We start from the raw sequence: 1,521 nt of genomic DNA, 5'->3' as shown, positions 1-1,521 counted from the left end.
CCACTCTTTAGAGTGGTTTTTTATTGTAACAACTTACATACTATTTCTTAAAACCAGCGCTCAGTTACAACTTTTTTGCGTGTATAAAATTGAACGCCATCCGTACCATTTGTACCAAGATCTCCAAAGAATGAAGCTTTGTTTCCTGCAAATGCGAAGAATGCCATTGGTGCTGGAACATTAACGTTTACACCAATCATACCAGCATCAATATTGTCTCGGAATGTTTGTGCGTGTTTACCATTCGATGTATAAATAACAGCACCATTCGCAAATTTCGATTGATTTGTCACCTTAATACCTTCTTCTAAATCTTTTACTCTTACAATACTTAATACTGGAGCGAAAATTTCATCTTGCCAAATTTTCATCTCTTGATTTACGCCATCAAAGATTGTTGCACCAACAAAGTATCCTTCTCCAACTTCTTCATTAATTTTACGACCATCTACTAATAATGTTGCTCCATCTGCTACACCACTATTAATATAGCCTAAAACACGTTCTTTATGAGATTCACGGATTAATGGTCCAACATAATTATCTTCGTTGAAACCGTCACCTACTTTTAACTTCTTCGTTTCTGCTACTAATACATCAATGAATTCATCAGCAATTTCATCTACTACTGCTACTACTGAGCATGCCATGCAGCGCTCTCCACTACTTGCGAACGCAGACCCAATTACACCTTGTACAGTTTTTTCAAGGTTGCAATCTGGCATAACAACCGCATGGTTTTTCGCACCTGCTAACGCTTGTACACGTTTACCATTTTTTGTACCAGTTTCATATACATAGCGTGCCACTGGCTCAGAGCCAACAAACGAAACAGCTTGAATATCTTTATTTTCTAAGATGCTATTTACAACATCTTTTCCGCCTTGTACTAAATTTAATACCCCTTTTGGAAAACCAGCTTCATAGAATAACTCTACAAGTCGCTCTGCTAAAAGCGGTGTTCTTTCAGATGTTTTTAATACGAATGTATTACCACAAGCAATTGCAAGTGGGAACATCCATAATGGAATCATCATCGGGAAGTTGAACGGTGTAATACCAGCAACAACTCCGATTGGATAGCGCCAAATCGATCCATCAATTCCACTAGCAATATTCGGAAGAGCTTGTCCCATCATTAAATTTGGTGCTGATGTTGCAAGTTCTACTGCTTCAATACCACGCTGCACTTCACCAGTTGCATCCGTTAGTGTTTTACCGTTTTCAAGTGTAATGATTTTCGCAAGCTCATCTTTGTTTTCTTGTAAAAGCTGTAAATATTTATATAATTGTCTTGAACGATTCGGAACTGGTACTTTAGACCATTTTTCGTATGCCGCTTTTGCAGCTTCAACAGCCTTTTCAACATCCTCTTTTGGAGATAGTGGAACGTAAGCAATAATTTTTCCAGTCGCTGGATTCGGAACTGCTTCTACTTCCGTACCTGTTGATTCAACCCACTCACCATTAATATGATTTTTTACTCGTTTAATTTCAGTTGTAATCATTATATTCTCTCCT

General features: G+C 37.7%; 1 protein-coding gene. It reads right to left on the bottom strand.

Annotation, left to right across the window (positions count from 1 at the left end):
- Nucleotides 1-47: 47 nt before the first annotated feature.
- Nucleotides 48-1,508, bottom strand: coding sequence for a CoA-acylating methylmalonate-semialdehyde dehydrogenase (locus KI356_RS27490; protein ID WP_088058765.1), 1,461 nt, complete (start codon nucleotides 1,506-1,508; stop codon nucleotides 48-50).
- Between the last annotated feature and the right edge of the window lie 13 nt (nucleotides 1,509-1,521).

It is taken from the genome of Bacillus hominis (assembly GCF_018332515.1).
Taxonomy (GTDB): domain Bacteria; phylum Bacillota; class Bacilli; order Bacillales; family Bacillaceae_G; genus Bacillus_A; species Bacillus_A hominis.
This window is presented reverse-complemented; position numbering and strand designations above follow the sequence as displayed.

Excerpts from the sequence above, each read along its gene's own strand:
- KI356_RS27490 (WP_088058765.1), bottom strand. The coding sequence starts at position 1,508 with ATGATTACAACTGAAATTAAACGAGTAAAAAATCATATTAATGGTGAG.